The sequence below is a fragment of the Pseudomonas sp. PB103 genome, assembly GCF_009764635.1.
Lineage (GTDB): Bacteria > Pseudomonadota > Gammaproteobacteria > Pseudomonadales > Pseudomonadaceae > Aquipseudomonas.
Genome location: NZ_RWIL01000148.1, coordinates 18,309 through 40,759, shown reverse-complemented (window position 1 = coordinate 40,759; position 22,451 = coordinate 18,309). Strand labels below are relative to the sequence as shown.

The window sequence follows — 22,451 nt, the reverse complement described above, 5'->3', positions numbered from 1 at the left end:
CATGGTCATTGAAATGAGTGCAGGCCTGATTCGCGGCCTCGGCACGGTCGTGGTGTTCGTCGCCTTCGTCGGCCTGACCTTGTGGGTGTTCAACCGCAAGCGCACCCCGGAGTTCGCTGAAGCACGTCTGCTGCCGTTCGCCGACGAACCGCAAGCCGAAACAACCCAAGCAAATGAGACAAGGAGTACCCGGCCATGACCACCTTCTGGAGTACGTGGATCTGCGTACTGACCATCGGCAGCCTGATCGGCCTGACGTGGCTGCTGATCGGCACCCGCCGGGGCGAAACCAAGGGCAGCGTCGACCAGACCATGGGCCACAGCTTCGACGGCATCGAGGAGTACGACAACCCGCTGCCGCAGTGGTGGTTCATGCTGTTCGCCGGCACGCTGGTGTTTTCCGTGGGCTATCTGATTCTGTATCCGGGTCTGGGCAACTGGAAAGGCATTCTGCCGGGTTACGAGGATGGCTGGACCGGCGTGCACGAGTGGGAAAAGGAAATGAACAAGGCCGACGCCAAATTCGGGCCGATCTTCGCCAAGTTCGCCGCCATGCCGGTGGAAGAAGTAGCGAAGGACCCGCAGGCGCTGAAAATGGGTGGCCGCTTGTTCGCTTCCAACTGCTCGGTGTGCCACGGCTCCGACGCCAAAGGCGCATTCGGCTTCCCTAACCTTGCCGACAGCGACTGGCGCTGGGGCGGCGACGCCGACACCATCAAGACCACCATCATGGGTGGCCGGATGGCGGCGATGCCGGCCTGGGGTGAAGTGTTGGGCGAGGCCGGGGTGAAGAACGTTGCTGCTTATGTGCGTCACGAACTGGCCGGCCTGCCATTGCCAGCCGACAACAAGGCTGACCTGCAAGCGGGACAACAAGCGTTCAGTACCACGTGCGTAGCCTGTCATGGGGCAACCGGCCACGGCACTGAAGCCATGGGCGCGCCGAATCTGACGCACCCGGGCGGATTTATCTATGGCACCAGCCTGACTCAACTGGAACAGACCATTCGCCATGGCCGTCAGGGTCATATGCCGGCGCAGAACGAATTGCTGGGTAACGATAAAGTGCAATTGCTTGCCGCGTATGTATACAACCTATCAAAAGATCGAGAGCAATTGAGCGACAAGCTTCAAGCTGAAAGCTCCAAGTAAAATCAACAGCACTGTATACAATCCTGCGGGCGACTTGAACTATCTTGTCGCTTGCAGCTTTCTGCTCGCAGCTGCTTCTTTTTGTCGCACCCCTTCACACCCTCACCTTTCGGTTCCCCGGATTCGGGTCTACGCTTGCTCGATGCGGACTGGCCCGTGCCGGTTCCAGGTCGACCCCGAGCGATATGTTCGATGAATTGGCTGACAGACTCGCCGCAAAGGCCGGTAGATACCGGCTGTCGCGCCGATTGCCATTCATCAGCCGAACTGGCCGTTCGAACATACCTCGTTACAAGTGACCTGAACCCCTCGCTTTTTTCGTCCGCTGCGACATTTTGCCCGAGGCCGATTTTGTCCTTACGCGGCGCATGGAAAGGCCGCAGAATCAGCCTTGGAAAGCATTGACCCAGGTCATGGCGCGTTGCAATGACCCCCTGCTCTCTGCATACTTGCGGCCGATTTTAATCCTAATAAAACACCCAAACCGTGGAACCTTAGAATGAGCACAGCAATCAGTCCGACTGCTTATAACTATAAGGTAGTCCGCCAGTTCGCCATCATGACGGTGGTCTGGGGGATCCTTGGCATGGGGCTCGGTGTCTTCATCGCCTCGCAACTGGTCTGGCCGGAGTTGAACTTCGGTCTGCCGTGGACGAGCTTTGGACGCCTGCGCCCGTTGCACACAAACCTGGTGATTTTCGCCTTCGGTGGTTGTGCACTATTTGCCACTTCCTACTATGTCGTGCAGCGAACCTGCCAGACGCGACTGATTTCCGACAGCCTCGCGGCCTTCACCTTCTGGGGCTGGCAAGCGGTGATCGTCGGCGCAATCATTACCTTGCCGCTGGGTTACACCACCACCAAGGAATACGCGGAACTGGAATGGCCACTGGCTATTCTGCTGGCGATTGTCTGGGTCACCTACGGTTTGGTGTTCTTCGGCACCATCACCAAGCGCAAAACCAAGCACATCTATGTGGGTAACTGGTTCTACGGCGCATTCATCGTCGTCACGGCGATGCTGCACATCGTCAACCACGCGTCCCTGCCGGTCAGCTTCTTCAAGTCTTACTCGGCTTACGCCGGTGCGACCGACGCAATGATCCAGTGGTGGTACGGCCACAACGCGGTGGGTTTCTTCCTCACCACCGGTTTCCTCGGGATGATGTACTACTTCGTGCCGAAACAGGCCGAACGTCCGATCTACTCCTATCGCCTGTCGATCGTGCACTTCTGGGCACTGATCACCCTGTACATCTGGGCCGGCCCGCACCACCTGCACTACACCGCACTGCCGGATTGGGCACAATCGCTGGGCATGGCGATGTCGATCATCCTGCTGGCACCAAGCTGGGGCGGCATGATCAACGGCATGATGACCCTGTCGGGCGCCTGGCATAAGCTGCGCACCGACCCGATCCTGCGTTTCCTCGTGGTCTCGCTGGCGTTCTACGGCATGTCGACCTTCGAAGGTCCGATGATGGCGATCAAGACCGTCAACTCGCTCTCGCACTACACCGACTGGACCATCGGCCACGTACACGCCGGCGCTTTGGGCTGGGTGGCAATGATCTCGATCGGCGCGATCTACCACATGATTCCGCGTCTGTTCGGCCGTGCGCAGATGCACAGCGTCGGCCTGATCAACGCGCACTTCTGGCTCGCGACCATTGGCACCGTGCTGTACATCGCGTCGATGTGGGTCAACGGCATCACTCAGGGCCTGATGTGGCGTGCAATCAACGATGACGGCACCCTCACCTACTCGTTCGTTGAAGCGCTGCAGGCCAGCCACCCGGGCTATATCGTGCGTGCCTTGGGCGGTGCGTTCTTCGCCAGCGGCATGTTCCTGATGGCTTACAACGTCTGGCGCACCGTGCGCGCCTCGAACCCGGCCGAAGCCGAAGCCGCTGCCCAGATCGCTGTCGTTGGAGCTCACTGATGAAGCATGAAGCTGTCGAGAAGAATATTGGCCTGCTGGCCTTCTTCATGGTCATCGCCGTCAGCGTTGGCGGCCTGACCCAAATCGTTCCGCTGTTTTTCCAGGACGTCACCAACAAGCCGGTCGAAGGCATGAAGCCTCGTTCGGCGCTGGAACTGGAAGGCCGCGACGTTTACATCGCCAACGGTTGTGTCGGCTGCCACTCGCAGATGATCCGTCCGTTCCGCGCCGAAACCGAACGCTACGGCCACTATTCGGTTGCCGGTGAAAGCGTCTGGGATCACCCGTTCCTGTGGGGTTCCAAGCGTACTGGTCCGGACCTGGCCCGGGTCGGCGGTCGTTACTCCGATGACTGGCAACGTGCGCACTTGTACAACCCGCGCAACGTGGTGCCTGAGTCGAAAATGCCGGCTTACCCGTTCCTCGTGGAAAACAAGCTCGACGGCAAAGACACCGCCAAGAAAATGGAAGTGTTGCGCACGCTCGGCGTCCCTTACACCGACGAAGACATCGCCGGTGCAAAAGATGCTGTGAAGGGCAAAACCGAAATGGACGCGCTGGTGGCCTATCTGCAAGGCCTGGGCACCATCATCAAAAGCAAACGGTGAATTAGATGGATATCGGGATGATTCGTGGCCTGGGCACCGTTGTTGTGATGGTGGCCTTCATCGGTCTGGCGTTGTGGGTGTTCAGCCCCAAGCGCAAGTCGGAGTTTGAAGACGCGACCTTGTTGCCTTTTGCGGATGATCCCGAAGCCATCAAGCACGTCGAGCAAGCTTCTAGGAGTAACAAAGAATGACTACATTCTGGAGTCTGTATGTCACAGTCCTCAGTCTCGGTACGATCTTCGCCCTGACCTGGCTGCTGCTGTCGACCCGCAAGGGCCAGCGCAGCGAACAGACGGACGAGACGGTCGGGCACTCCTTCGACGGGATCGAGGAGTACGACAACCCACTGCCGAAATGGTGGTTCATGCTGTTCGTTGGCACGATCATTTTTGCCTTGGGTTACCTGGTGCTGTACCCGGGCCTGGGCAACTGGAAAGGCCTGCTGCCGGGCTACAACTACCTCGATAACGACAAGCAGACCGCGTTCGCCAACGGCCAGACCGGCTGGACCGGCGTGCACGAGTGGGAAAAGGAAATGGCCCGTTCGGACGCCAAGTTCGGTCCGATCTTCGCCAAGTTCGCGGCGATGCCAATCGAAGAAGTCGCCAAGGATCCGCAAGCACTGAAAATGGGTGGCCGTCTGTTCGCCTCCAACTGCTCGGTGTGTCACGGTTCCGACGCCAAGGGCGCTTACGGTTTCCCTAACCTGACCGACGCCGACTGGCGCTGGGGCGGCGAGCCGGAAACCATCAAGACCACCATCATGGGCGGTCGTCACGCCGTGATGCCGGCCTGGGCTGAAGTGATTGGCGAACAAGGCGTGGCCGACGTCGCGGCATTCGTCGTAACCAAACTCGATGGCCGCAAACTGCCGGAAGACACCAAGGCTGACCCGGAAAACGGCGGCAAACTGTTCGCCGCCAACTGCGTGGCCTGCCACGGTCCGGCCGGCAAAGGCACTCCCGCCATGGGCGCGCCGGATCTGACCCACCCGGGCGCGTTCATCTACGGCTCGAGCTTCGCGCAACTGCAGCAGACCATACGTTACGGCCGTCAGGGCCAGATGCCTGCGCAGGAACAACTGCAAGGCAACGACAAGGTTCACCTGCTGGCGGCTTACGTTTACAGCCTGTCCCACGGTGAAAAAGCACCGGAAGCGAACGCCGAATAAGGCCAACGCCTGAAACACCAAAAAGGCCCCGCCGATTTAAATTGGCGGGGCCTTTTTTGTGCTGGCATTCATGCCTTGCGACATTTGCTCAATAGACCTGAGCAGCGCTGCCCCGTAGGTTTTTGCCCTTAGGCAGAAACGCTTTCGCCGGTGCCGATATGACAGTAACCCTCCGATCGTCCGCAACCCACCTGCCCGATTGCTGGCTCAACGTAAAAGTAGTAACGTTTCTACATCAGCATTTCAGGAGGCCGAACATGATGGCCATCAAAACCATTTCCAGCCGCGAATTCAACCAGGACACCAGCGCTGCCAAAAAGGCCACGCATCTGGGCCCGGTCATCATCACTGATCGTGGCAAGCCTGCCCACGTACTGCTGAGCATTGAGGAGTATCAGAGACTGACCGGTAGCCAGACCAGCATCGTCGAACTGCTGGTCATGCCGAATACGCCTGAAATCGAATTCGAACCAGAGCGCGCCCTCATCACCCCTCGTAGCGTGGACCTGTCTTGATGTTTCTACTTGATACAAATGTAGTGTCCGAATTGCGAAAACCCCAAGCCGACAAGCAGGTGCTGACATGGGCAAGCAGCGTCGCACCGGCGAGCCTGTACTTATCGGCAATCACGGTATTGGAGTTGGAAACCGGCATTCTGCGGATCGAACGCCGCGACCCGCTGCAAGGAGGGATATTGCGTAACTGGCTTGAGCGGCACGTCAAACCAGCCTTCAGCGGAAGAATACTCTCGGTCGATAGCGCCGTTGCCACCCGATGCGCACAACTGCACGTGCCTGATCGCAGCAATGAATGCGACGCCTTGATTGCCGCCACCGCCCTTGTACATGGTCTGACGTTGGTCACCCGTAACGTTACGGACTTTCAAACCAGCGGCGTTCACCTGATCAACCCATGGATCGCTGCCAATAACTGATCATAAAAAACCCCGCCAGATCGCTGGCGGGGCTTTTTTATGGCCGTTCGGCCCAGATCGATTTCACTGGCACCGTAGCGACTGGCTCGCGCTTACGCCATTCATTACGCTCAACCAGACTCACTTCCAGTTGCTTGCGATCCTTGGAGAAGCTTGCGATCAGGTAGGTCTGCTGGGAAGCCGCACCGCTGAGAAACATCGGAACGGTGCCGATCTGACTCACTCGTCCGCCATTCCTGTGAAGATGGCCGGCAAATATCGCCGTCACTTGATACTGTTCGATCATATTCCTGAAGCGTTTTTCCTGATCCCAGTTCCCATTCCAATCATAAGGTTTGTGCATGTTAATGATGATTGCATAGCCTTGAACCCGCGCAAGCCTCAAGTTGGTTTCAAGCCAATCCAGCGATTGGGTGATTTTGAACTCATGCACGGGATGGACTATATCTACGGCGTAGGTCGGCTCATTGTTCAACTGAATCAGGCGCACTTCCCCGACATTTTTAGAGTACGCAAGACTGCCCTTGTATTTCTTACCGAAGCCACCGCCAGTCACGCGCAGGTCAAACTCATCGACTTTGCCTCTGTGGTGCTCTTCATACACAACAACACTGTTGGCTGCGCAGCGATTACCAAAGCAGTCATCTATATTATTTTCGTAGTCGTGATTACCCAGACCGTATAAATAGTCGCGACCGAAATGTTTATTCAACGCACTTTTCATAAAGGATATCTGGTACGGATGGCCGAAGGCAGTGATGTCGCCATTAATCATCAGTGGCACCTGCGCCTGCCCACCCATCTGCCGCCGGAAATCGGCGATGCTTGCAAACTGTGTGTCCACCAGCCATTTGGAGCGCTGATCAAAATCGGCATCCGACTCATGCTCGCCACTGTCAGTCTTATCTGTCCAGGGATACTGAGGGTCGGATGCAAAAACCATGTGCTGAGGCATTGCCTCATTGGATTGGGCCAGCGGCATCCATAACAGGATACCGATACTGGCCATTACTTTTACTACTTCCTTGATAGTCACTGCGTTAAAACTTCCATTGGTTAAATAACATTAGCCGCCGCGCAAAGCGGCGTGCCAATCAAAGCTAACGGATAACACCGAGACTCCTCAAATTAAAAATACCGAACACTCAACTAAAGTTATTTCAAAAGAATATACCGCCCTCAACACCTATAAGATTTAGCGGCACCCACCCTCTTCGACAGATCAACGAAGATCAATATTTGCGCCTCCACCCGAGAGTAGCGAAAACAACTTATTAATCATTTTGATGTCCGCTCACAAACACAAAAACCGATCACTTACCCGACGACATCACGTTCGTGTGAGGGCACAAAAACAGCGACAGGTCGTGCTACGCCGAATCACCTCCGCCGGTTTTGAGAAAACCGTCCATACTTCACAAGTCAATTGACCTGCATCATGCTTTGTTACATTCGCTACACCATTCAGGTTTTTTCCCCAACGCGACCAAAGGTCGCACCCTTGAGCTAGAGCGACAGGCGTATCATTGCGCCACTGCAACACCCCTTTTTGACCGCGGTTGGCACGTATCGACCGAGGCATTTTTCCACTGCCGTGGGATGCAATGATGAGCAACCAGATTCCGGTACACGACGTCACACCACCGAGCAAAAACGCGAACAACAGCGTTGACCTTTACGCCTCTCGAGAAAAAATCTACACCCGCGCGTTCACCGGCCTGTTCCGCAATCTGCGGATGATGGGCGGCGCCGCATTGTTCCTGCTGTATTTCGGCACGGTGTGGCTGAACTGGGGCGGCCATCAGGCCGTGTGGTGGAACCTGCCGGAGCGCAAGTTCTTCATTTTCGGCGCGACCTTCTGGCCACAGGATTTCATTCTGCTCTCGGGCCTGCTGATCATTGCCGCCTTCGGCCTGTTCTTCATCACGGTGTATGCCGGTCGGGTCTGGTGCGGTTACACCTGTCCGCAAAGCGTGTGGACGTGGATTTTCATGTGGTGCGAAAAGGTCACCGAAGGCGACCGCAACCAGCGCATCAAACTCGACAAGGCGCCAATGAGCGCCAACAAATTCCTGCGCAAAGCCGCCAAGCACTTGATGTGGCTGTTGATCGGGTTCGTCACCGGCATGACCTTCGTCGGCTATTTCTCGCCGATCCGCGAACTGGTTTTCGAATTCTTCACCGGCCAGGCCGATGGCTGGTCGTATTTCTGGGTCGGTTTCTTCACCCTCGCCACCTATGGCAACGCCGGCTGGTTGCGCGAGCAGGTGTGCATTTACATGTGCCCGTATGCGCGTTTCCAGAGCGTGATGTTCGACAAGGACACATTGATCGTTTCCTACGATCCGCGTCGCGGTGAAAGCCGTGGCCCGCGCAAGAAAGGCGTCGACTACAAGGCACTGGGCCTGGGCGATTGCATCGACTGCACGATGTGCGTGCAGGTCTGCCCGACCGGTATCGACATCCGCGACGGCCTGCAGATCGAGTGCATCGGCTGCGCCGCGTGCATCGATGCCTGCGACAGCATCATGGACAAAATGGACTACCCGCGCGGGCTGATCAGCTACACCACCGAGCACAACCTGTCCGGGCAGAAAACCCATAAACTGCGACCACGTCTGATCGGCTACGCCATCGTGCTGCTGGCGATGATCAGCCTGTTGGTCACCGCGTTCTTCATGCGCTCGCTGGTTGGTTTTGATGTCAGCAAGGACCGCGTGCTGTACCGCGAAAACGCTGAAGGGCGGATCGAAAACGTCTACAGCCTGAAAATCATGAACAAGGACCAGCGCGACCACACCTACCTGCTGGACGCCAGCGGCCTGCCGGATCTGCGCCTGCAAGGCAAACGCGAGATCAAGGTCGCGGCCGGTGACATATTCAGCATGCCGGTCGAGTTGTCGAGCGCACCGGAACAACTGCCATCGAGCACCAACGAGGTGAAATTCATCCTCAAGGATGCCGATGACGACAGCGTCCACGTTGAAGCCAAGAGCCGATTCATCGGCCCACAAATCCGTTGAGAGAACTGAACATGCCCGCAGCAAACGCCGCAAGTCCCTGGTACAAGCATCTTTGGCCATGGATCATCATCGGGATTCTGGCCTGTTCGGTGACCCTGACCCTGTCGATGGTGACCATCGCGGTGAACAACCCGGACAACCTGGTCAACGACAACTACTACGAGGCCGGCAAAGGCATCAACCGTTCGCTGGACCGTGAACTGCTCGCGCAGAATCTGAAGATGCGCGCCAATGTGCATCTGGATGATCTCACCGGTGAAGTCGACCTGCGTTTGAGCGGCGACAGCCAGCCGAAAACCCTGGAGCTGAACCTGATCTCGCCGACCCAGCCGGAGAAGGATCGCAAAATCGTCCTGACCCGCAGCGAAACCGAAGCGGGTCGCTACATCGGCCAACTCGGCGACAAGGTCGAAGGTCGTCGCTTTGTCGAACTGCTCGGCAGTCAGGATGACCATGTGTGGCGCATGTTCGAAGAAGAACTGGTCAGCCACGACAAGGACCTGCTGCTCGGCGACGAACCGCTGCAAGGCGCCGAAGACCTCAAGAAGTAACCCTGACTCTGATCGTTCCCACGCTCTGCGTGGGAACGCAGCCAGGGACGCTCCGCGTCCCAGCCGAAGCGGACGCAGAGCGTCCGGGGAGGCATTCCCACGCGGAGCGTGGGAACGATCATCGGAACACGTGCCATGACCACCCCACTCCCCTGCTACCACTGCGCCCTGCCCGTCCCCTCCGGCAGTCGCTTCACCGCTGTCGTGCTCGGGGAGTCCCGCGAGTTCTGCTGCCCGGGCTGTCAGGCGGTGGCCGAAGCCATTGTGGCCGGTGGCCTCGAACACTATTACCAGCACCGCAGCGAAGCCTCGGCCAACCCTGAAGCGCTACCGGTGCAACTGGTCGATGAGTTGGCGCTGTACGACCGCGCCGACGTACAAAAACCGTTCGTTCGCCATGAAGGCGATCTGGCCGAAACCACCCTGCTGATGGAAGGCATCAGTTGCGCCGCCTGCGGCTGGCTGATCGAGAAACACCTGCGCACGCTGCCCGCCGTCGCCGAAGCACGGCTGAACCTGTCCAACCATCGCCTGCACGTGAGCTGGGCCGACGCACAATTGCCGCTGAGCCAGATCCTCGCCGAACTGCGCCACATCGGTTACGCCGCGCACCCCTATCAGGCCGACCGCGCCAGCGAACAGTTGGCCAGTGAAAATCGTCTCGCCCTTCGCCAACTCGGCGTGGCCGGGCTGCTGTGGTTCCAGGCGATGATGGCAACCATGGCGACATGGCCGGAATTCAACATCGACCTCAGTCCCGAGCTGCACACGATCCTGCGTTGGGTGGCGCTGTTTCTGACCACTCCGATCGTGTTCTACAGCTGCGCACCGTTCTTCAAAGGGGCGATGCGCGATCTGCGCACACGGCATCTGACCATGGACGTCTCGGTATCGCTGGCCATCGGCAGCGCCTACATCGCCGGGATATGGACATCGATCACCGGCGTCGGCGAATTGTATTTCGACGCGGTCGGCATGTTTGCCCTATTCCTGCTCGCCGGGCGCTATCTGGAACGTCGCGCGCGTGAACGAACCGCCGCCGCCACGGCGCAACTGGTCAATTTGCTGCCGGCCTCGTGTCTGCGCCTTGATGCAGAAGGTCAGAGCGAACGCATCCTGCTCAGCGAATTACGCCTGGGTGATCGAATTCTGGTGCAACCGGGTTCGATCCTGCCGGCAGACGGCAAGATCATCGACGGCCAGTCGAGCGTCGATGAATCGCTGCTGACTGGTGAATATCTGCCGCAACCACGCAAGCTCGGCGATGCAGTCACTGCCGGCACCCTCAACGTCGAAGGCGCCTTGACCGTTGAAGTGCAGGCGTTGGGGCAGGACACTCGATTGTCGGCCATCGTTCGTTTACTCGACCGCGCCCAGGCGGAGAAACCGCGACTGGCGGAAATCGCCGACCGTGCCGCGCAATGGTTCCTGCTGTTGTCGTTGATCGCGGCGGCGGCCATCGGTCTGTTGTGGTGGGAACTGGACTCGTCGCGGGCGTTCTGGATCGTCCTCGCCATGCTGGTCGCGACCTGCCCTTGCGCGCTGTCGCTGGCGACGCCGACGGCGCTGACGGCGGCCACCGGCACCCTGCACAAACTCGGTCTGCTGCTGACGCGCGGGCATGTGCTGGAAGGTCTGAACCAGATCGACACAGTGATTTTCGACAAGACCGGCACCCTCACCGAAGGCCGCTTGGTGTTGCGTTCGATCCGCCCGCTCGGTGCGCTCGACAGCGATCAATGCCTGAGCCTCGCCGCCGCTCTGGAAAACCGCTCGGAACACCCGATTGCCCGCGCGTTCGGCCGTGCACCGCTGGCCGCCGAAGAAGTCCACAGCACGCCGGGGCTCGGCCTCGAAGGGCTGGTGGGCGAGCAGCGGCTGCGCATTGGTCAGGCGGATTTTGTCTGCGCCCTCAGTGGCGCTGCGGCGCCGTCGATGCCGGACGAGGCGGGACAATGGTTGCTGTTGGGCGACGCTCACGGGCCGCTGGCCTGGTTCGTTCTCGATGACCGCTTGCGTGACGACGCCCCTGCTCTACTTGCCGCGTGCAAGGCGCGTGGCTGGCGCACGTTGCTGTTGTCCGGCGACAGCTCGCCGATGGTCGCCAGCGTCGCCGCCGAACTGGGTATCGACGAGGCCCGAGGCGGCTTGCGCCCCGATGACAAACTGCAAGTCCTGCAACAGCTGCACAAGGAAGGTCGCAAGGTGTTGATGCTCGGCGACGGCGTGAATGACGTGCCGGTGCTGGCGGCGGCCGACATCAGCGTGGCCATGGGCTCGGCCACTGACCTTGCGAAAACCAGCGCCGATGCGGTGCTGCTGTCCAATCGCCTCGACGCCCTGGTGCAAGCCTTCACCCTGGCGCGACGCACCCGCCGGGTAATCATCGAGAACCTGCTGTGGGCCGCGCTGTACAATGGCCTCATGTTGCCGTTCGCCGCCCTCGGCTGGATCACTCCGGTGTGGGCGGCGGTTGGCATGTCGATCAGTTCGTTGACCGTGGTGCTCAACGCTTTGCGCCTGACTCGCCTGCCGGGTTCATCGCACGCCAGCACCCGATCGCCAACCCGCCCGCTGCCGGCCTGAGCCGCGCGGGCCTGGAGTACAGATGCCAGCTCTCTACGTGATGATTCCGGCCGCGTTGCTGATCGTCGCCATCGCCGTGTACATCTTCTTCTGGGCGGTGGACAGCGGTCAGTACGACGACCTCGACGGCCCGGCGCACAGCATCCTGTTCGACGATCAGGATCCGAAACACACCGCTGCCGTCGACGAAGTGAATGCCGGCAAACCGGACGACAAGGCCCCTCCCCATGCTTGAACTGGCGCCACTGCTGGTCTCGGCACTGATTCTCGGTTTGCTCGGTGGCGGCCATTGCCTGGGCATGTGCGGCGGCTTGATGGGCGCACTGACCCTGGCAATTCCCAAGGAGCAGCGCAGTCGGCGTTTTCGCTTGTTGCTGGCGTATAACCTTGGGCGAATCCTCAGCTACGCCACAGCCGGACTGCTGATCGGCCTGGCCGGATGGGCGGTGGCCAACAGCCCCGCCGCGCTGTTCATGCGCGTGTTGGCCGGGTTGCTGCTGATCGCCATGGGTTTGTATCTGGCCGGCTGGTGGAGCGGGCTGACGCGCATTGAAAGCCTCGGGCGTGGGCTGTGGCGTTACATTCAGCCGGTGGCCAACCGTTTACTGCCGGTGTCGAGCCTGCCACGTGCGTTGCTGCTCGGTGCGTTGTGGGGCTGGCTGCCCTGCGGGCTGGTTTACAGCACGTTGCTGTGGTCGGCGAGCCAGGGCAATGCGCTGGACAGTGCGTTGTTGATGCTCGCTTTTGGCCTCGGCACCTGGCCGGTGTTGCTCGCCACCGGGCTTGCGGCCGAGCGGGTGACGGCGCTATTGCGCAAGCGCAGCGTGCGCATGGCCGGTGGTTTGCTGGTCATCCTGTTCGGCATCTGGACATTGCCCGGCCCGCACCAGCATTGGCTGATGGGGCATTAAGAGCAAAAGATCGCAACCTGCGGCAGCTCCTACATTGGAATGTGTCCCCTGTAGGAGCTGCCGCAGGCTGCGATCTTTTGCTCTTATGCTGTTGATGCAAATCAACAGCCCCATCGCCGCACCCCGATAGACTCGCTACACTGCCAGCCTATCCGGGGGAATGCCCGCATGCTCGACGCCATTCGTTGGGACACTGATCTGATCCGCCGCTACGACCTGGCGGGGCCGCGCTACACCTCGTATCCGACGGCCGTGCAATTCAACAGTCAGGTCGGCACCTTCGACCTGTTCCATGCCCTGCGTGACAGCCGCAAAGCCCTGCGCCCGTTGTCGCTGTACGTGCATGTGCCGTTCTGCGCGAACATTTGCTACTACTGCGCCTGCAACAAGGTCATCACCAAGGATCGCGGCCGCGCGATGCCGTACCTGCAACGTCTGGAGCAGGAAATCCAGTTGATCGCCTGCCACCTCGACCCCGCGCAGAAAGTCGAGCAACTGCACTTTGGCGGCGGCACCCCGACCTTTCTCAGCCACGATGAACTGCGCCAGTTGATGGCGCACCTGCGTAAGCACTTCAACCTGCTGGAGGACGACTCCGGCGATTACGGCATCGAGATCGACCCGCGTGAAGCGGACTGGTCGACCATGGGCCTGTTGCGCGAACTCGGCTTCAATCGGGTCAGCATCGGTTTGCAAGACCTCGACCCGGCCGTGCAACGCGCGGTCAATCGCCTGCAAAGCCTGGAAGAAACCCGTGCCGTCATCGATGCCGCGCGCACCCTGCAATTTCGCTCGATCAATATCGACCTGATCTACGGTTTGCCCAAGCAGACGCCGGACAACTTCGCCCGTACCGTTGAGGAAGTCATCAGCCTGCAACCGGACCGGCTCTCGGTGTTCAACTATGCGCACCTGCCCGAGCGCTTCATGCCGCAGCGGCGAATCAACGGTAACGAACTGCCGAGCCCGGCTCAGAAGCTGGAAATGCTCCAGCGCACCATCGAGCAATTGACCGCCGCCGGGTACCGCTACATCGGCATGGACCACTTCGCCCTGCCCGACGACGAACTGGCCATCGCTCAGGAAGAGGAAACCCTGCAACGCAACTTCCAGGGCTACACCACCCACGGTCATTGCGATTTGATTGGTCTGGGGGTTTCCGCGATCAGCCAGATCGGCGACCTGTACTGCCAGAACAGCAGCGACCTCAACGAATACCAGAACACCCTCGCCGCCGCACAACTGGCGACCAGCCGTGGCCTGGTGTGCAACGCCGATGATCGCCTGCGCCGAGCGGTGATCCAGCAATTGATCTGCAACTTCAGCCTCGACTTCGCCGAGATCGAACAGCAGTTCAACGTCGATTTCCAGGGCTATTTCGGCGCGCTGTGGCCGCAATTGCAGGGCATGGCCAACGATGGCCTGATTACTCTCGATCGCGAACGCATCGAGGTGTTGCCGGCCGGACGCCTGCTGGTGCGCTCGGTGTGCATGGTCTTCGACGCATATCTGGAACAGCAGAACCGTCAGCGCTTCTCGCGGGTGATTTAGTTCTTCATCAGCAGCGAGGCTGTTTTCATGGTTTGTTCCGGGGTCAGGTTCGACTGATTCATGACTTTCGACAGCGACAGATTGGCGGTGATCAAACCGTTGTTCAGCGCGGCAATGGCGCCTTTGAGCGCGGCGAGTTTGGCGATTTTCTCTTCGGTGGACAGGGTCTTGTCGGCCATGACCGCTTTGATTCGGGCGTTCTTCTCGGCAATCTGTTGCTGCAGTTGGCGGATCATTTTCAGCAGTTGCTGGATGTTTTCCGGCAAGCCGCTTTCTTCGATGTCGCGGTTGTCGCCGCCTGAGCCGGCGGACTTGTGGATGGCGGCACCGGACAGCGACACTTTGACGCCCTCGACCAAGGTCGGGCTTGTCAGCAGCGACGATTCACCGTCCTGCTCGTGATCAACCGTGTTTCGGCTGGTTTCCAGCAACGATGCAACGCCGCTGTTAGCGGGGCTTAGCGTACCGATAGCGGCCATCGAAGCGTTCCTTGTATGCGTTCTGATACCTGTTTATCGGCGGCATGTCCTGCGGCTTTATAGCCGTAGGACAAAGTCGCCGCAGACTGGCCTGAATGTCCTCCTGTGGGTTACCCTTACGGCTTATGTGTGTTTTCCCACAAGGATTTAAGAAATGTCCGAGCCAGTTAAACTGCGCGCTCACAACCAGGCCCATTGCAAGGATTGCAGCCTGGCCCCTCTCTGCCTGCCACTTTCTCTGAATCTGGAAGACATGGATGCGCTGGACGAAATCGTTAAACGCGGCCGCCCGCTGAAAAAGGGTGAGTTCCTGTTCCGTCAGGGCGACACGTTCGATTCCGTTTATGCAGTACGCTCCGGCGCCCTGAAGACCTTCAGCCTGAGCGACAGCGGCGAAGAACAACTGACCGGTTTCCACCTGCCGAGTGAACTGGTCGGCCTGTCCGGCATGGACACCGAGAAACACCCGGTGTCGGCCCAGGCGCTGGAAACCACCTCGGTCTGCGAAATCCCCTTCGAACGCCTCGACGAACTGGCCCTGCAACTGCCGCAGCTGCGCCGCCAGTTGATGCGCGTAATGAGCCGTGAAATCCGCGACGACCAGCAAATGATGTTGCTGCTGTCGAAAAAAACCGCCGACGAGCGCATCGCCACGTTTCTGGTCAACCTGTCGGCACGCTTCCGCGCTCGCGGCTTTTCGGCCAACCAATTCCGCCTTGCAATGTCGCGTAACGAAATCGGCAACTACCTCGGTCTGGCCGTGGAAACCGTGTCTCGCGTGTTCACCCGCTTCCAGCAAAACCAGCTGATCGCCGCCGAGGGCAAGGAGATTCATATCCTCGACCCGATCCAGCTCTGCGCGCTGGCCGGTGGCTCGCTCGAAGGCTGATCTCGATCCGCGGTTGAGCGAAGCGTTTCAGCCGCGGGTATACTGCGCCGTTTGCAGCCCTGCCAGGACACCTCGACGATGGTCTTCGACTCCTTCGACATCAAATCGCTTATCCGCCCCGTGATCGACTTCCCGAAACCGGGCGTGATCTTTCGCGACATCACCCCGCTGTTCCAGTCGCCAACGGCCCTGCGCCTGGTGATGGACAGCTTCGCCCACCGCTATGTGGAAGCCGACTTCACTCACATCGGCGCGATGGATGCCCGTGGGTTTCTGATCGGCTCGGTGCTGGCGTATCAACTGAACAAGCCGCTGGTGCTGTTCCGCAAGCAAGGCAAACTGCCGGCAGACGTGTTGGCCGAAGGTTACGCAACCGAGTACGGCGAAGCGTTCCTCGAAGTACACGCCGACAGCCTGTGCGAAGGCGACTCGGTGGTGATGTTCGATGACTTGATCGCCACGGGCGGCACGCTGATTGCGGCGGCCAACCTGATTCGCCGGATGGGCGCGCGGGTGCATGAGGCTGCGGCGATTATTGATTTGCCGGAGTTGCAGGGTTCGCAGCGCCTGCAGGACATGGGTATCCCAACGTTTTGCCTGACGCAGTTTGCGTTGACTGATAAGTAAGCGGCGATTTCACTGACGCCATAGCTCCCACAGTGATTTCGGTCGTTCACAAATTTTGTGTACGCCAAAGACACCTGTGGGAGCTGGCTTGCCAGCGATGACGCCAGTTGCTTCACCAATTATTCAAAGCCCCATCTGCTTGCTGATGATCTCGTTCATCACCTCTCGTGTCCCGCCGCCAATCGACAGAATGCGGTTATCCCGATACAGCCGCTCCACCAGGCTCTCACGCATGTAACCGAGCCCACCGAGAATCTGCACCGCTTCCGTGGTGATCCGATCCGAAGTGTCCGTGGCAAAGTTCTTCGCCATGGAAATCTCCTTGATCACACTCTGCCCCGCCGCCATCTTCGCCGCCTGCCGGTAAGTGAACTCACGCGACACCTCCAGCGCCGTGGCCATCTCGGCGAGGCGATGCTTGATCACCTGAAACTTGCCAATGGGCTTGCCGAACGCTTCACGCTCGCGCGCCCATTTCAGGCTCTGCTCCAGTGCAAGCTGGGAAGTCACGTTGGCCATTAGCGCCAGCGCCAGGCGTTCACTCTGAAAGTTGCCCATGATGCAGGCGAAGCCCATGTTCTCGGCACCGATCAGATTTCCTACAGGCACACGGCAATCGTCGAAGAATAATTCAGCGGTGTCCGACGCCCACCAGCCCATTTTCTTCAGCTGGCGGCCGACGGTGAAGCCCGGCGTACCCTTCTCGATCAGCAACAGACTGATGCCGGCAAAACCCGGCGCACCGGTGCGCACCGCGACGGTGTAGAAGTCGGCGCGTACGCCGCTGGTGATAAAGGTCTTGCTGCCGCTGACGCGATAGACTTCACCTTCACGCACGGCGCGGGTCTGCAGGTTGGCGACGTCCGATCCACCACCCGGTTCGGTCACGGCCAGGGCGCTGATTTTTTCGCCGCTGAGCACTTGCGGGACGACGCGATCGCGTACTTCGGGGCGCGCCCATTTGACGATCGGCGGCAGACCGATATCCATTGACCCCAGCCCCGCCACCAGGCCGCCAGAGCCGCAGCGCATCAGTTCTTCACTGGCGGCGACCTTGGCGAACAGGTCGCCTTCATGGCTGCCACCGAGCGCCTCGGGGTAACCGATACCGAGTATTCCGGCGGCGCCCGCCTTCAGGTACAGCTCACGGGGGAAACTTTCGGCCTCTTCCCACTGATCAATGTCCGGCAGGATCTCGCGTTCGACGAAACGTCTGACGCTGTCGCGGACCATTTGGTGGCTGGGGTCGAAGTATTCCTGAAAGGCAGGCATGGGCGAGCTCCACGGAAGGGTTCGCCGACATTAACCGAGCGCTTGCTTGGTTTACAAGATACAGAAGATCAAAAGATCGCAGCCTGCAGCAGCTCCTACAGGGAAATGCATTCCAATGCAGGAGCTGCCGCAGGCTGCGATCTTTTGATTTTTATCAGAGGGAAATCGGTTTACGCCCGGCAAACGAATGCGCCAGCGTGCCGCCATCGACCAGCTCCAGCTCGCCGCCCAACGGCACACCATGGGCAATCCGCGAAGCGATCAGACCCTTGTTCTGCAACAACTGCGCGATGTAATGCGCCGTGGCCTCGCCTTCAACCGTCGGGTTGGTCGCGAGGATGACTTCAGCAAACGTCCCCGCCTCTTCGATCCGCGCCATCAATTGCGGAATGCCGATCGCCTCAGGCCCCAGACCATCGAGCGGCGACAAATGCCCTTTGAGCACAAAGTAGCGCCCACGGAAACCGGTCTGCTCGACCGCGTAAACGTCCATCGGCCCTTCCACCACGCACAGCAACGTGTCGTCGCGGCGGGTGTCGGCGCATTGCGGGCACAAATCGTCTTCGGTCAGCGTGCGGCACTGGCGGCAGTGCCCGACGCCTTCCATGGCTTGGTTGAGTGCCTGCGCCAGACGCAAACCGCCGCTGCGGTCACGCTCGAGCATCTGCAACGCCATGCGCTGGGCGGTTTTCTGACCGACGCCCGGCAAAGTGCGCAAAGCGTCGATCAGTTGGCGAATCAAAGGGCTGAAGCTCATGGGTAAAAAGTCCGACAAAACAACGAGACGCGGTTTATACCCGCGCCTCTGGCCAGCGTCAAATACTCAGTCCTGGGCGACCTTCACCACCAGTTTGCCGAAGTTGCGCCCCTCCAGCAGACCGATAAACGCTTCGGGCGCCTGCTCCAGGCCTTCGACCACGTCCTCGCGGAATTTGACCTTGCCGTCGCGTACCCACGGCACCATGTGGCTGACGAACTCCGGCTGACGATCACCGTAGTCGTCAAACACGATAAAGCCCTGAATGCGCACGCGCTTGGTCAACAGCGTGCGTTGCAGCATCGGCAGGCGATCCGGGCCTTTAGGGGCTTCAGAGGCGTTGTAACCGGCGATAAGGCCGCACAGCGGAATGCGTGCCTTCGCGTTGAGCAACGGCACGACTGCGTCGAATACGTGGCCACCGACGTTTTCGTAATAGATGTCGATGCCGTCGGGGCAGGCCTTGGCCAGTTGTTCGGCGAAGTCAGGGGCCTTGTGGTCGATGCAGGCGTCAAAACCCAGCTCTTCGACGACGTATTTGCACTTCTCGGCGCCGCCGGCCACGCCAACCGCACGCAAACCTTTGATTTTCGCCACTTGGCCGACCACCGAGCCCACCGCACCGGAAGCCGCGGCGACCACAAGGGTCTCGCCTTCTTTCGGCTGGCCGATGTCCATCAGGCCCATGTACGCGGTCATGCCGGGCATGCCCAGGACGCCGAGGGCCATCGACGGGCTCGGCAACCCCGACGGAATCGGGATGATGTTGCGGCCGTCACTGATGCTGTGGCTTTGCCAGCCTGTGGCACCGACCACCAGATCGCCTTTATGAAACTTCGGATGACGCGAATCCTCGACACGGCTGACAGCGCCACCGGTCATCACCTCGCCGATTTGTACCGGGGCGGCGTAGGACGGTGCATCGCTCATGCGCCCGCGCATGTAGGGGTCGAGGGACAGGTAAAGGGTTTTCAGCAGTACCTGGCCGTCCTGCAGATCCGGCAGCGCTTCGCGTTCGAGACGGAAGTTTTCCGGTGTCGGCGCGCCAACCGGGCGCGAGGCGAGGACGAAGCGTTGATTGAGGGTAAGAGGGTCGGACATGTCAGCGTCTCCTGTGAATGATGAATTCAGCGGGTATAGGGAGCAGACCGTTGCGGCTTTTGCGCGTTCGATGTTTCGCACGACATTCATGTAGGAACTGCGGCACGCTGCGATCTTTTGATCTTGATTTTTCGTTTAAAGATCAGGATCAAAAGATCGCAGCCTCGTTTCACTCGACAGCTCCTACAGGGTGCTCTGGTGATGGGCCGGAAACAAAAATGCCAGGCGCGAGGCCTGGCATTTTGTGTAGCTCATCTGCCGCCGCTTGGCGAATCAGAATGGCAGTTTCATACCCGCAGGCAGGTTCATGCCGGCGGTCATGCCGCCCATTTTTTCCTGGCTGTTGGCTTCGATCTTGCGCACGGCGTCGTTGACGGCGGCAGCCACAACGGCTTCAAGCATTTCTTTGTCGTCTTCGCTGAGGCCTTCAACCAGGCTTGGGTCGATGCTCACGCTTTTGACGTCGTGGCGACCGGTCATCACCACGGTGACCATGTCGCCGCCGGCCTTGCCGGTGACTTCAGCGTTGGCCAGTTCTTCCTGCATCTTGGCCATTTTTTCCTGCATCTGCTGCGCCTGCTTCATCAGGCCGGCCATGCCACCTTTCATCATGGGAATCACCTCAAAAGTACTTGGATCAAAACAGCGCCCGGCCATCGCGGCCGAGCGCCTTCAGTTATTAGCCTTGGGCGACCAAGGCATCGACAGGTTCAATAGTATCGTGTCGCACCACCGCGCCAAACTGCTGAACCATCTGCTGGATGAACGGATCGCCGTGGATCGACTCCTCCGCTTCACGCTGACGGTTCACGCGTTTACGGGACGCCGCCTGGGCCGGGGTTTCCTGTTCGGGCTTGATCAGCTCCATGGTCAGCGTCAGCGTGCGGCCGTGGTACTGATTCAATGCATCGTTGAGACGACGCTGCTGGGTGGCGTTGAACAGTGCGCTGTGCGCCGGGTCCAGGTGCAGCAGCCAATGATCGCCATCGACGGCGATCAACGTGCAGTTGGCGGCGATGCTCCCGGTCATGCCGGAGATCGGCAGTTTCGGGAACAGCTCCAGCCATTGCAGCGCCAGACCGGTTGCCGGCGCAGCAGCAGGCTCTGGCTCAGGTTCCGGGGCAGGTTCGGCGGCGTGTTCACTGGCCAGTTCGTCAAGGTAGCTGTAGGCCGAATCCAGGTCCGGCTCGATGTAATCCTCGTCCAGCGGCGGCTCATCGTCCGTGTCCATGCCCGGTGTGGCGGCATCGACGTCAGCGACTGATGGCTCGGGAATCGGCGCAGCGGCCCACTCCGGCGCGTCAGGGACGACGCTGTCCGGGGTCGGCAACGGCATCGGCGGCAATTCGGGCTGCTCGGCGGCGGTTTCCAGCATGGGCTCGACGGCTGGCTGCTGTTCCGGCTCAGCCTCTGGCTCGGCCTCTACGGGATCGTTCCACGGCAGATCGACGACTGCTTCGGCGACCGCTTCGGCGATGACGGGCGCCGGCTCAGGGCGTGGCTCTGCAACAGGAGCAACCGGCGCAGACTCGGGCTCGGGTGCCGGTGCAGCCACTGGCTCAGGAACTGGCGCAGGCATCGGTGTCGGTGCAACAGCCGCAGCAACTACCGGCGCAGGCTTGGGCGCGGCAGCCACTGAATTTGCGGAATCAACTGTGGCCTGGCTGATCCCCACTGGCTTTAGCGGTTGCCTCGGGGCGTCCGCCGTATCAGCGGGCCGGAAGGCGAGCATTCGCAGCAGGACCATTTCGAAACCGCCGCGCGGATCCGGCGCCAGCGGCAAATCGCGGCGACCGATCAGGCCCATCTGGTAATAGAACTGCACGTCTTCGGCCGGCAAGGCCTGCGCCAAGGCCAGCACGCGATCGCGGTCGCCATGGCCGTTATCGACGCCTTCCGGCAGCGCCTGAGCGATGGCTACGCGGTGCAGCACGTTGAGAATTTCCGACAGCACGCCATTCCAGTCCGGGCCTTGCTCGGCCAGGTGACGCACGCCTTCGAGCAGCGCCTTGGCGTCGCCTTCGATCAACGAATGCAGGACGTCATAGACCTGGCCATGATCCAGCGTGCCGAGCATCGCCCGCACGTCGGTGGCGAGCACCTTGCCTTCACCGAAGGCGATGGCCTGATCGGTCAGGCTCATGGCGTCACGCATCGAACCGTCAGCGGCGCGACCGAGCAGCCACAGTGCATCGTCTTCGAACGGCACGTTTTCGGCGGTCAGCACGTGGGTCAAATGCTCGACCACACGCTCCGGCGTCATGTTCTTCAGCGAGAACTGCAGGCAGCGCGACAAAATCGTTGCCGGAAGTTTCTGCGGGTCAGTGGTCGCCAGGATGAACTTGACGTACGGCGGCGGCTCTTCGAGGGTTTTCAGCAGCGCATTGAAGGAATGGCTGGAAAGCATGTGCACTTCGTCGATCAGGTAGACCTTGAAGCGCCCACGGCTTGGCGCGTACTGCACGTTGTCGAGCAGCTCGCGGGTGTCTTCGACCTTGGTGCGGCTCGCGGCGTCGATCTCGATCAGGTCGACGAAACGGCCCTCGTCGATTTCACGGCAAACCGAGCACTCGCCGCACGGGCTGGAAGTGATACCTGTTTCACAGTTCAGGCATTTGGCAATGATCCGCGCAATCGTGGTTTTACCCACCCCGCGCGTACCGGTAAACAGGTACGCGTGGTGCAGCCGCTGGCTGTCCAAGGCATTGATCAGAGCCTTGAGCACATGGGTCTGGCCGACCATTTCGCGGAACGAGCGCGGACGCCATTTACGTGCAAGAACCTGATAACTCATCGAAAACCGTCGCAGCGAAGGAAGCAGAAGCGGCTAATGCTAGCGGAGCAAGGGCAAAATTGCATCCGGTGTCCTCGTCTAATATGGCTAAGCTGCATCAGCA

23 protein-coding genes are annotated in these 22,451 nt (G+C 59.9%); 16 read left to right on the top strand and 7 right to left on the bottom strand.

Annotated elements, in window-relative coordinates; genetic code table 11:
• Position 1: 1 nt before the first annotated feature.
• The 8 genes from EJA70_RS26170 to EJA70_RS26135 all read left to right on the top strand — a co-directional run bounded on the left by EJA70_RS26170 (position 2) and on the right by EJA70_RS26135 (position 5,807).
• Positions 2-199, top strand: a complete 198-nt coding sequence (locus tag EJA70_RS26170) for a cbb3-type cytochrome c oxidase subunit 3 (RefSeq protein ID WP_008082033.1) — start codon at positions 2-4, stop codon at positions 197-199.
• Complete coding sequence (ccoP, locus tag EJA70_RS26165; RefSeq protein ID WP_158834607.1) at positions 196-1,152, top strand: cytochrome-c oxidase, cbb3-type subunit III; 957 nt, start codon at positions 196-198, stop codon at positions 1,150-1,152. Before EJA70_RS26170 ends, ccoP (EJA70_RS26165) begins: the two co-directional genes overlap by 4 nt.
• A 499-nt stretch (positions 1,153-1,651) precedes the next feature.
• On the top strand, positions 1,652-3,094 hold the full coding sequence (gene ccoN / locus EJA70_RS26160) for a cytochrome-c oxidase, cbb3-type subunit I (RefSeq protein ID WP_158834604.1): 1,443 nt from the start codon (positions 1,652-1,654) through the stop codon (positions 3,092-3,094).
• Entirely contained in the window at positions 3,094-3,702 is a 609-nt protein-coding gene (gene ccoO / locus EJA70_RS26155; protein WP_095047713.1) for a cytochrome-c oxidase, cbb3-type subunit II, read from the top strand. Before ccoN ends, ccoO begins: the two co-directional genes overlap by 1 nt.
• Before the next feature lie 5 nt (positions 3,703-3,707).
• Positions 3,708-3,893: a CcoQ/FixQ family Cbb3-type cytochrome c oxidase assembly chaperone gene (locus tag EJA70_RS26150; protein ID WP_003175465.1), complete on the top strand. Its 186-nt coding sequence runs from the start codon at positions 3,708-3,710 to the stop codon at positions 3,891-3,893.
• Complete coding sequence (ccoP, locus tag EJA70_RS26145; protein ID WP_016983131.1) at positions 3,890-4,873, top strand: cytochrome-c oxidase, cbb3-type subunit III; 984 nt, start codon at positions 3,890-3,892, stop codon at positions 4,871-4,873. The genes EJA70_RS26150 and ccoP (EJA70_RS26145) overlap by 4 nt, the downstream gene beginning before the upstream one ends.
• 260 nt (positions 4,874-5,133) lie before the next feature.
• Positions 5,134-5,388, top strand: a complete 255-nt coding sequence (locus EJA70_RS26140; RefSeq protein ID WP_045123357.1) for a type II toxin-antitoxin system Phd/YefM family antitoxin — start codon at positions 5,134-5,136, stop codon at positions 5,386-5,388.
• Positions 5,388-5,807, top strand: a complete 420-nt coding sequence (locus tag EJA70_RS26135) for a type II toxin-antitoxin system VapC family toxin (protein ID WP_158834601.1) — start codon at positions 5,388-5,390, stop codon at positions 5,805-5,807. The genes EJA70_RS26140 and EJA70_RS26135 overlap by 1 nt, the downstream gene beginning before the upstream one ends.
• 37 nt (positions 5,808-5,844) lie before the next feature.
• On the opposite strand, the gene EJA70_RS26130 is transcribed toward EJA70_RS26135, so the two are convergent.
• The gene (locus tag EJA70_RS26130) at positions 5,845-6,843 is read right to left on the bottom strand and encodes a metallophosphoesterase (protein WP_158834598.1); all 999 of its coding nucleotides are present in this window, start codon (positions 6,841-6,843) and stop codon (positions 5,845-5,847) included.
• Positions 6,844-7,414: 571 nt separating this feature from the next.
• On the opposite strand from EJA70_RS26130, the gene ccoG reads away from it, so the two are divergent.
• From ccoG to hemN, 6 genes are all read left to right on the top strand, one after another.
• Entirely contained in the window at positions 7,415-8,830 is a 1,416-nt protein-coding gene (gene ccoG / locus EJA70_RS26125; RefSeq protein WP_008088806.1) for a cytochrome c oxidase accessory protein CcoG, read from the top strand.
• A gap of 11 nt (positions 8,831-8,841) precedes the next feature.
• Positions 8,842-9,381, top strand: a complete 540-nt coding sequence (locus EJA70_RS26120; protein ID WP_158834595.1) for a FixH family protein — start codon at positions 8,842-8,844, stop codon at positions 9,379-9,381.
• A gap of 135 nt (positions 9,382-9,516) precedes the next feature.
• A complete protein-coding gene (locus tag EJA70_RS26115; RefSeq protein ID WP_158834592.1) occupies positions 9,517-11,967 on the top strand; it encodes a heavy metal translocating P-type ATPase in 2,451 nt (816 codons plus the stop codon).
• Between the two features lie 22 nt (positions 11,968-11,989).
• Positions 11,990-12,202 (top strand): cbb3-type cytochrome oxidase assembly protein CcoS, encoded by a 213-nt coding sequence (ccoS, locus tag EJA70_RS26110; protein ID WP_158834589.1) that lies wholly within the window; start codon positions 11,990-11,992, stop codon positions 12,200-12,202.
• Positions 12,195-12,878, top strand: coding sequence for a sulfite exporter TauE/SafE family protein (locus tag EJA70_RS26105; protein WP_039770036.1), 684 nt, complete (start codon positions 12,195-12,197; stop codon positions 12,876-12,878). Before ccoS ends, EJA70_RS26105 begins: the two co-directional genes overlap by 8 nt.
• Before the next feature lie 168 nt (positions 12,879-13,046).
• The gene (hemN, locus tag EJA70_RS26100) at positions 13,047-14,429 is read left to right on the top strand and encodes an oxygen-independent coproporphyrinogen III oxidase (protein ID WP_158834586.1); all 1,383 of its coding nucleotides are present in this window, start codon (positions 13,047-13,049) and stop codon (positions 14,427-14,429) included.
• Here hemN and EJA70_RS26095 read toward each other — a convergent pair.
• On the bottom strand, positions 14,426-14,908 hold the full coding sequence (locus tag EJA70_RS26095; RefSeq protein ID WP_158834583.1) for a hypothetical protein: 483 nt from the start codon (positions 14,906-14,908) through the stop codon (positions 14,426-14,428). The two genes, hemN and EJA70_RS26095, sit on opposite strands and share 4 nt — an antisense overlap.
• Before the next feature lie 154 nt (positions 14,909-15,062).
• Between EJA70_RS26095 and fnr the strand changes: the two genes are divergently transcribed.
• On the top strand, positions 15,063-15,797 hold the full coding sequence (fnr, locus tag EJA70_RS26090) for a fumarate/nitrate reduction transcriptional regulator Fnr (protein WP_008088813.1): 735 nt from the start codon (positions 15,063-15,065) through the stop codon (positions 15,795-15,797).
• Between the two features lie 78 nt (positions 15,798-15,875).
• The gene (locus EJA70_RS26085) at positions 15,876-16,424 is read left to right on the top strand and encodes an adenine phosphoribosyltransferase (RefSeq protein ID WP_024012326.1); all 549 of its coding nucleotides are present in this window, start codon (positions 15,876-15,878) and stop codon (positions 16,422-16,424) included.
• 123 nt (positions 16,425-16,547) lie between these two features.
• Here the strand turns inward: EJA70_RS26085 and EJA70_RS26080 are convergent, their stop codons facing one another.
• The 5 genes from EJA70_RS26080 to dnaX all read right to left on the bottom strand — a co-directional run bounded on the left by EJA70_RS26080 (position 16,548) and on the right by dnaX (position 22,348).
• Positions 16,548-17,696, bottom strand: a complete 1,149-nt coding sequence (locus tag EJA70_RS26080) for an acyl-CoA dehydrogenase family protein (protein ID WP_158834580.1) — start codon at positions 17,694-17,696, stop codon at positions 16,548-16,550.
• A 154-nt stretch (positions 17,697-17,850) separates the two neighbouring features.
• Entirely contained in the window at positions 17,851-18,453 is a 603-nt protein-coding gene (recR, locus tag EJA70_RS26075) for a recombination mediator RecR (protein ID WP_158834577.1), read from the bottom strand.
• Positions 18,454-18,519: 66 nt separating this feature from the next.
• Positions 18,520-19,554, bottom strand: a complete 1,035-nt coding sequence (locus EJA70_RS26070) for an NADP-dependent oxidoreductase (protein WP_008088816.1) — start codon at positions 19,552-19,554, stop codon at positions 18,520-18,522.
• Positions 19,555-19,827: 273 nt separating this feature from the next.
• Positions 19,828-20,166 carry a YbaB/EbfC family nucleoid-associated protein gene (locus EJA70_RS26065; RefSeq protein WP_042558527.1) on the bottom strand — a complete coding sequence of 113 codons (339 nt, stop codon included), beginning with the start codon at positions 20,164-20,166 and terminating at the stop codon, positions 19,828-19,830.
• 67 nt (positions 20,167-20,233) lie between these two features.
• Positions 20,234-22,348: a DNA polymerase III subunit gamma/tau gene (gene dnaX / locus EJA70_RS26060; RefSeq protein WP_158834574.1), complete on the bottom strand. Its 2,115-nt coding sequence runs from the start codon at positions 22,346-22,348 to the stop codon at positions 20,234-20,236.
• Positions 22,349-22,451 lie beyond the last annotated feature (103 nt).

What these genes read in the sequence shown, in the direction of transcription:
- EJA70_RS26170 (WP_008082033.1), top strand. Translation starts at nt 2, where the DNA reads ATGGTCATTGAAATGAGTGCAGGCCTGATTCGCGGCCTCGGCACGGTC.
- ccoP (WP_158834607.1), top strand. Translation starts at nt 196, where the DNA reads ATGACCACCTTCTGGAGTACGTGGATCTGCGTACTGACCATCGGCAGC.
- ccoN (WP_158834604.1), top strand. Translation starts at nt 1,652, where the DNA reads ATGAGCACAGCAATCAGTCCGACTGCTTATAACTATAAGGTAGTCCGC.
- ccoO (WP_095047713.1), top strand. Translation starts at nt 3,094, where the DNA reads ATGAAGCATGAAGCTGTCGAGAAGAATATTGGCCTGCTGGCCTTCTTC.
- EJA70_RS26150 (WP_003175465.1), top strand. Translation starts at nt 3,708, where the DNA reads ATGGATATCGGGATGATTCGTGGCCTGGGCACCGTTGTTGTGATGGTG.
- ccoP (WP_016983131.1), top strand. Translation starts at nt 3,890, where the DNA reads ATGACTACATTCTGGAGTCTGTATGTCACAGTCCTCAGTCTCGGTACG.
- EJA70_RS26140 (WP_045123357.1), top strand. Translation starts at nt 5,134, where the DNA reads ATGGCCATCAAAACCATTTCCAGCCGCGAATTCAACCAGGACACCAGC.
- EJA70_RS26135 (WP_158834601.1), top strand. Translation starts at nt 5,388, where the DNA reads ATGTTTCTACTTGATACAAATGTAGTGTCCGAATTGCGAAAACCCCAA.
- ccoG (WP_008088806.1), top strand. Translation starts at nt 7,415, where the DNA reads ATGAGCAACCAGATTCCGGTACACGACGTCACACCACCGAGCAAAAAC.
- EJA70_RS26120 (WP_158834595.1), top strand. Translation starts at nt 8,842, where the DNA reads ATGCCCGCAGCAAACGCCGCAAGTCCCTGGTACAAGCATCTTTGGCCA.
- EJA70_RS26115 (WP_158834592.1), top strand. Translation starts at nt 9,517, where the DNA reads ATGACCACCCCACTCCCCTGCTACCACTGCGCCCTGCCCGTCCCCTCC.
- ccoS (WP_158834589.1), top strand. Translation starts at nt 11,990, where the DNA reads ATGCCAGCTCTCTACGTGATGATTCCGGCCGCGTTGCTGATCGTCGCC.
- EJA70_RS26105 (WP_039770036.1), top strand. Translation starts at nt 12,195, where the DNA reads ATGCTTGAACTGGCGCCACTGCTGGTCTCGGCACTGATTCTCGGTTTG.
- hemN (WP_158834586.1), top strand. Translation starts at nt 13,047, where the DNA reads ATGCTCGACGCCATTCGTTGGGACACTGATCTGATCCGCCGCTACGAC.
- EJA70_RS26095 (WP_158834583.1), bottom strand. Translation starts at nt 14,908, where the DNA reads ATGGCCGCTATCGGTACGCTAAGCCCCGCTAACAGCGGCGTTGCATCG.
- fnr (WP_008088813.1), top strand. Translation starts at nt 15,063, where the DNA reads ATGTCCGAGCCAGTTAAACTGCGCGCTCACAACCAGGCCCATTGCAAG.
- EJA70_RS26085 (WP_024012326.1), top strand. Translation starts at nt 15,876, where the DNA reads ATGGTCTTCGACTCCTTCGACATCAAATCGCTTATCCGCCCCGTGATC.
- EJA70_RS26080 (WP_158834580.1), bottom strand. Translation starts at nt 17,696, where the DNA reads ATGCCTGCCTTTCAGGAATACTTCGACCCCAGCCACCAAATGGTCCGC.
- recR (WP_158834577.1), bottom strand. Translation starts at nt 18,453, where the DNA reads ATGAGCTTCAGCCCTTTGATTCGCCAACTGATCGACGCTTTGCGCACT.
- EJA70_RS26070 (WP_008088816.1), bottom strand. Translation starts at nt 19,554, where the DNA reads ATGTCCGACCCTCTTACCCTCAATCAACGCTTCGTCCTCGCCTCGCGC.
- EJA70_RS26065 (WP_042558527.1), bottom strand. Translation starts at nt 20,166, where the DNA reads ATGATGAAAGGTGGCATGGCCGGCCTGATGAAGCAGGCGCAGCAGATG.
- dnaX (WP_158834574.1), bottom strand. Translation starts at nt 22,348, where the DNA reads ATGAGTTATCAGGTTCTTGCACGTAAATGGCGTCCGCGCTCGTTCCGC.